Origin of the sequence: Bowmanella yangjiangensis, assembly GCF_017255015.1 — a bacterium.
Classification (GTDB): domain Bacteria; phylum Pseudomonadota; class Gammaproteobacteria; order Enterobacterales; family Alteromonadaceae; genus Bowmanella; species Bowmanella yangjiangensis.
The window spans coordinates 227,028-233,852 of sequence record NZ_JAFKCS010000005.1 but is presented as its reverse complement, the minus strand read 5'-3'; the positions used below and the strand labels follow the sequence as shown (position 1 = coordinate 233,852).

6 protein-coding genes are annotated in these 6,825 nt (G+C 50.2%); 1 reads left to right on the top strand and 5 read right to left on the bottom strand.

Features of this window, described 5'->3' with window-relative positions:
• The first annotated feature begins 454 nt into the window (after positions 1 to 454).
• Positions 455 to 973, top strand: coding sequence for a hypothetical protein (locus J0A65_RS07900; RefSeq protein WP_206593611.1), 519 nt, complete (start codon positions 455 to 457; stop codon positions 971 to 973).
• Between the two features lie 266 nt (positions 974 to 1,239).
• Here J0A65_RS07900 and J0A65_RS07895 read toward each other — a convergent pair whose 3' ends face one another.
• From J0A65_RS07895 to J0A65_RS07875, 5 genes are all read right to left on the bottom strand, one after another.
• Positions 1,240 to 1,764 (bottom strand): hypothetical protein, encoded by a 525-nt coding sequence (locus tag J0A65_RS07895; RefSeq protein WP_206593610.1) that lies wholly within the window; start codon positions 1,762 to 1,764, stop codon positions 1,240 to 1,242.
• Positions 1,765 to 1,987: 223 nt separating this feature from the next.
• Positions 1,988 to 2,464 carry a hypothetical protein gene (locus tag J0A65_RS07890; protein ID WP_206593609.1) on the bottom strand — a complete coding sequence of 159 codons (477 nt, stop codon included), beginning with the start codon at positions 2,462 to 2,464 and terminating at the stop codon, positions 1,988 to 1,990.
• A 442-nt stretch (positions 2,465 to 2,906) separates the two neighbouring features.
• Positions 2,907 to 4,190: a 4-aminobutyrate--2-oxoglutarate transaminase gene (gene gabT, locus J0A65_RS07885; RefSeq protein WP_416135301.1), complete on the bottom strand. Its 1,284-nt coding sequence runs from the start codon at positions 4,188 to 4,190 to the stop codon at positions 2,907 to 2,909.
• Positions 4,180 to 5,631: an NAD-dependent succinate-semialdehyde dehydrogenase gene (locus tag J0A65_RS07880; protein WP_206593608.1), complete on the bottom strand. Its 1,452-nt coding sequence runs from the start codon at positions 5,629 to 5,631 to the stop codon at positions 4,180 to 4,182. Before J0A65_RS07880 ends, gabT begins: the two co-directional genes overlap by 11 nt.
• A 19-nt stretch (positions 5,632 to 5,650) precedes the next feature.
• Positions 5,651 to 6,823: an MFS transporter gene (locus J0A65_RS07875; RefSeq protein WP_206593607.1), complete on the bottom strand. Its 1,173-nt coding sequence runs from the start codon at positions 6,821 to 6,823 to the stop codon at positions 5,651 to 5,653.
• Positions 6,824 to 6,825 lie beyond the last annotated feature (2 nt).

Below are 6,825 nucleotides of genomic sequence, written 5' to 3'. Positions count from 1 at the left end.
AGGGTCATATCCAAATTAAACGTCTGCATAAGACACAGAAGATAAGAGCAGTTGAAACATCCCTCCCCCTAAGCGGCACAAGCCGCTTTCGTCCCGCTTAAAAAATCCCGGTAGATTCTGCGTTAGCGAGCAAATAAACAGGGTCATATCCAAATTAAACGTCTGCATAAGACACAGAAGATAAGAGCAGTTGAAACATCCCTCCCCCTAAGCGGCACAAGCCGCTTTCGTCCCGCTTAAAAAATCCCGGTAGATTCTGCGTTAGCGAGTGCGTTTAAAAAGGACTGCGGTGCAATAAAAGACACGGAGGTCACAAACCTTGCCACAACACTTCAAGAAAAGGATACTGAAAACCATTCTGACAGGGATGCTCTCTTCAGTAGCTTTCGTTCGGCGAAGCTGACACACGATAAAGAGATACGACAAACACTAGCTATCTGCTTCTGGAGGATATGTGAAGCTCCACGAAAATGTTGAATGTTCCGTTAAAAACGGAATGAATTTTACGTTCTTTGATGAAGGAAAAATGATTATCTTCAAGGGTAGTTCATTCACAGGAAGAGAAATAGTTACCTTGGATGGTGAAGTGGTTTCAGACCAGAAAAGCTATAGAAGAAACTCCATCCATAACTTTGAACATGCAGGGAAGAATTATCAGATACAACTAGTGGCCAATAGCATTGTGAAAGGCGATATAGATTGCCACTTTAGTGTTAATGACAAAATAGTCACATCTTACAAACTTAATTACGAGAAAAAGAAGAAGAATTCTGTCGCGCTATTTCTGGTGATTTTTTTCGGTGGCGGTTTGATTGGTTTTAATTGGTCTGCTGGGCATTTGCCAACCTGGGCGCTGGTGCTTTTTATTTGCTTGGCCTCGCTCTGGGGTGGGTTAAGCAATAAAGGTCGTTGGGTCTGCCACGAGTCAAAAACACAAGCAGAAAATTTTGTGTCGGCTGATAAACAAGCCTAAAAATAAAAAATGCATCTAGGATGATGTTTATCTATACGCCGAATATATGAAAAATCAATGAGGAATAAGATAAAAAATCTTCAGTTATCTAACCTTATGTCTAAATTCTTTCACCCTAAAGAATGTGCGCTTAAGCATAATACCCAAGTAAAGAATTAGAATAGTAAAAAATAGCAAGTGACTATCATAATTATCACTCGTAATTATGTAGTAAAGTGGCAGCAGTATGGCAATTATCCCAGCAAACCAGCCGGATAAATTCAGCTTCAAAGTAAGCACTCCAATATACTCTGAACTCTTTTCTCAATAGCTGAGGTTATTTTTTCTTCTTCGTAAGATGGGATTGATGTACTTAAGGCTCTAAAAAAATAGAGTTTATCTTTATAAATGACAGGACCAAAAAGAGTAACATCAACGAAATTATTAGGTTTTACACTCTCTTCAGTGCGAAGCGTTAGAGTTGAAGAAAAGATCTTATATTCTGTCCTTTCTAAAATAGACTTTTTTTTAAAATCAAACACTTCAGATAGGTTCTCATCTATGTAGCTGTATATTACTGAGTCAAATATACTTGAAGTAGATGATTTTTTAATTTCCCATCCTCTCTTTTTTATTTCTTCGTTAGATATCTCATCCAAGTTCCAGATCGTTTCCCGGCTAGATATTGTGAACTGTCCTTGAACTGATGACTTGTTAAGTACTTTTTCATCACAGTCTGAAGCATTTGCAAATCTAACCAGTAAAATTATGCAAGCCAATACGAATAAAGTTACAAATCTATTTATTTTCATATGTGTACGAATCAATCACCAGAAAAAGCATAACCAACAGTAAGGTAATACAGAGGATCATTCTGGAGTAAACCTCTGCAAAGAAAATCCAAAAACCAGTAAGTATCAGACAAAAAAATACCGAGAATAAAAATCTGGATAAGATGTTTTTCATCAATTCAGCTCTAACTCTCGGATGACACTTCGTCTTTCGACTTCAGCAGTAATGTTTGTTAGCACTTTGTCATTCAGATAAACGGCTCCCCAGATAACAAGCGTTACTGTTCCGCCGCGGGTAAGCTTGCCGTTTTTTTTTCAGTTCCCGAATAAAATCAGACACACTGGTTACCGAGGCGCCCACGCCAATTAAAGAAGCAAATTTGGCAAACCTCTCATGAAACTTTTTGTCTGCGAACAATTCTTCAGTGGTCATTGACCACACTCCCCACTTTTTATTCACATAGGTGGGATGCAGCGCAACATTCATAACCCTCGTCAGAAGAGGGCCATTTAGCTTCCTGATGTGCTCCATAGCCTCAATCTTCTGATATCGGTCCAAATGCCGATACAGTATGGCATAGCAGAGCGCTTGAATTTCTGCATCTCCACCATTCTCCAGCAAAGAATATGGGATATCCACAACGGCAGCCAAATACTGTAATTGCTGTTTAGGCGTGGCGGGTAGCTTGTAGGGTAATTGAGCAGCGGTAACACTAGGCATAACAGTTCCTTCTGAATATATCCTTGAGCTAAAAAGACTAGATAGCAGACAGCACTTTGTCAAAGCACAATCTCGCCCCCTAAGCGGCCCAAGCCGCTTTCGTCCCGCTTAAAAATTCCCGGTCGGTTCAGGACGCTGCTAAAAGGTGGGCAACTTGCCGGGAGCAAATTGAGTGGAAGACGCGTCTGGAACGTCGTTTTCACGACCGCCTTTTAGTAGTGGCCTGAGCTGACGTTGTTGGGAATCCAGCGGGCGTGTTTCTTTTGGTTACTTTTCTTTGCACGAGCAAAGAAAAGTGACTGGCGCTCCATGGATGGAGTGTCATAAAAGACAGGGACGTTATGGAATTTGAGTTTATAGGTAGGAGCAAAGAACGTAAGTTCCGCGTTAAGCAACCACAAAAAAGCAGGCAGCGCCCAGGCGCTGCCCACCAACCATCTAGTTACCCTGCCAACTCAGCAAACAATCCCTCAAACTTGCTTAGCCCTTCCTCCAACACCGCATCCTCTATGGTCAGAGGCGGCAGGAAGCGGATTACATTGCCATAAAAGCCGCAGGCCAGCAGAATCAAACCGTGTTTACTGGCATTGGCAATAATGGCCTGGGTTAGTGCGGTATTGGGCTGACTGGCCAGGCCGTTTTGCACCAGCTCGATGGCGATCATGGCCCCGGCGTTACGTACCTCACCTATCAGGTGCGAATAGCGTTGTTGCAGGGCCATTAAGCGGCGCTGAAACTGCTCGCCAATCGCGGCGGCGCGTTCCACTAGTTTTTCCTCGGCAATAATATCCAGTACCGCCAGAGCAGCGGCGCAGCCAAGAGGTGAGCCACCGTAAGTGCCGCCCAAACCGCCAGGCGGTGCGGCGTCCATCACTTCGGCTTTCCCTACTACCGCAGCAATAGGTACGCCACCGGCAATGCCCTTGGCCATGGTAATCAGATCAGGTTCCACCCCGGCGTATTCGCTATAGAACATTCGCCCGGTACGGGCAAAGCCGGTTTGAATTTCGTCACAGATAAGCACAATGCCATGGCGGTCGCACAAGGCGCGGAGCGCCTGCAAAAAGGCCGGCGGTGCCAGGTAAAAACCGCCCTCGCCCTGCACCGGCTCAATAATAATGGCCGCGACATCCCCTGGGGCTATATCCACCTTAAACAGGGTTTCAATGGCACTTAGGGACTGCTCGATGCTGATGCCATGATAGGCATTCGGAAAAGGCACATGGTAGAGGTCGGCCGGGAAAGGGCCGAAGTGCTGTTTGTACGGGGCAACCTTGCCGGTCAGGCCCATGGCCAGGTTAGTCCGGCCATGAAAACCACCGTTAAAAGCAATCACGCCGCGACGGCCGGTATGGGCCCTGGCGATCTTAATGCAGTTTTCCACCGCTTCGGCACCTGTGGTAACAAACAGGGCTTTTTTGGCACTGTCCCCCGGTGCAGCAGCATTTAAGCGTTCGGCCAGTTCCACCGCCACCTCGTAGGGGTTGACCATCACACAGGTATGGCTGAAACGCGCCATTTGTTCGCTGACCGCCGCCACGACTTTAGGATGCGCATGGCCGGTATTGCACACCGCAATGCCGGTACCCAGGTCAATATAGCGGTTACCTTCCACATCCCAGACCTCAGCGTTGCGGGCGCGCTCTACATAAACCGGATACACATTGCCCTGACCGCGGGCAAACGCACTGAGCTTACGCTCCTGCAACTTAGCATTAGTCGACACGATTCAAACCTCCCAAGCAGCGATATTGTATGTTCATATAATCATCCAGCCCGTACATGGAGCCTTCACGGCCATAGCCGGATTGCTTTACGCCGCCGAAGGGCGCGGCCGGGTTGGAAATAATTCCCTCGTTAATGCCCACCATGCCAAATTGCAGGGCGTCGGCAACACGTTGTACCCGGCCAATATCCCGGGCATAAAAGTAGCTGGCCAGGCCGTATTCGGTCTGATTGGCCAGGGCCATGGCCTGCTGTTCGTCACTGAATTCGCAGATAGCTACTACCGGGCCGAAGATTTCCTGATTAAACAGTGGCATATCCGGGGTAACGCCACAAACCACTGTGGGCGGATAAAAGGCCCCGCCGCCATAGTCACCGCCCAGCAATACCTTGGCCCCCATGGCCACCGATTGAATCACCTTCTGGTGCACATCTTCCGCCGCCTTGGCACTGATCAGCGGGCCAATTTGCACGTTGTCGGTGCCGTGGCCAACCTTGAGGGCTTTCACCTCATTAAGCAGCTTGTCGGTAAAGGCCTGGGCGATACCGGCTTGCAATAAGAAGCGGTTGGCGCACACGCAGGTTTGCCCGGCGTTACGGAATTTGGAGGCCATGGCACCTTTGACTGCGGCATCCAGGTCGGCGTCATCAAAGACCAGAAACGGCGCGTTACCGCCCAGCTCCATCGACACCCGCTTAATGGTGGCGGCACAGGCCGCGGTAAGGATTTTGCCGATACGGGTAGAGCCGGTAAAACTGAACTTGGCAACCTTAGTACTGCCGGTTAACACCTTGCCGATTTCAGCGGCATCTTCACCGGCGATCACATTAAACACCCCGGCAGGAATACCGGCCTGCTCGGCCAGCTCGGCCATAGCCAGGGCTGAAAGCGGGGTTTGCGCGGCCGGACGTACCACAAAAGTACAGCCCGCCGACAGCGCCGCGGCCGCTTTACGGGCAATCATGGCATTGGGGAAATTCCAGGGAGTAATGGCAGCCACCACACCCACAGGTGATTTGACCACCTGAATCTGCTGACCACTGGCAGCCGCAGGAATAATGTCGCCATAGGCGCGTTTGGCTTCTTCGGCAAACCACTGCACATAACCGGCCCCATAGGCAATTTCGCCTTTGGCTTCGGCCAGGGGTTTACCTTGTTCCAGGGTCAGCAACAGACCCAGGGTATCCTGATGTGCCATCATGAGTTGATACCAGCGCTGCAAATACTGACTACGCTGATTAGCGGTCAAATTCCGCCAGCCATCAAAGGCCTGATAGGCCGCGTCAATAGCCGCTTCGGTTTCACCAACGCCCGCGTCGGCCACCCTGGCCAGCACCTCGTCATTGGCCTTATCGGTCACGACAAACTGGCGCGCACTTTGATGCCACTGGCCGTTTATATACGAGCCTTGTTTTAACAGGCCCTGAAAATCATGCGTCATGCTTCTCTCCCACACCACATCATTGTTTATGATCTAAGACCCTGGCCGGCAAAAATGCCACCGCGGCGCAGACAACCAGTGCTACTGTGGCAAGATTTACCAGCAGTGCATAGTTATTTTCGTTAATCACCAGGGCCGCCACCGCTGGCCCGGATGCCAACCCCATTTTGGAAGCAAAGCCGCCCAGGGCAGCAGTTTGCCCGGTGCGATCAAACGCGGCGTTCAGGCCCAACAGATACGAAATGGCAAAGGCCCAGGAGGCCCCCACCAAACAGTTGGTCACAGCGAAGATCCAGGGGCTTTGCGCATAATGCAGCACATAAGTCGCCACCGCCGTCAGTAAAATAGACACCACCAAAGGCGCAACCCGGCCAATACGGGTGGACAATAAGATCACTCCCACCGAGCCGAGAATGCCAATCCAGGCGGCAATCCCCAGCGTGGGTGAAATAAAGGCCATATCCAGCCCGGCCTGCTTACCCAGGCCGATAATGTAGGCATACAGCCCCATATTGGCGGCCTGAAACAAAAAAGTGGCCAGTAGCGCCAGGCCCAGCATGGGCCAGCGAATAGGCGCAGAAGCGTTGTGGACGCTGGGTTTGGCCAGGGGGTATTCGGCCAGAAAAGGCAGCATCAGCAAGGTCACTAAACTGAACGCCACCAGAGACAGATACAAAGCGGCAATACCAAACTGCGGTACTAAGCCCGGCAGGTACATCACGCCCAGGCCGCCCAGGCCAAACTGCACCAACAGCAGATAGCCAAAGGCCCGATCCGGCTGCGCAGTACGGGCCATCACCGCAAAACCTATGCCCACCAGCATGCCGCCCACCATGCCATGGACAAAACGCACCGCCATCAGGCTTTGCGGGCTGGCTAAAAACATGCTGGCCAGATCGATACAGATCAGCACACCCAGCAGGGCATAAGCGCTGCGTCGCCAGTTAATGCGTTTCACCACCAGCACTATCACAAAGGCCCCAATGGCAGCCCCATACACATTGGCGGAATTGACCAGCCCGGCATCGCGGTTGGAAAAGCCCAGGCCCTGAATAAGGCCGTCCACCAGGGCTGGCATAATGTTCACATAAAACAATCCGGCGGTGGCCAGAAACGCCAGAAACACCCTGGCCAGTTCACTGTTCTCGCCCACCCGATAATCGCGGGCAGGCAGGGATTCACTGCTATGCATGT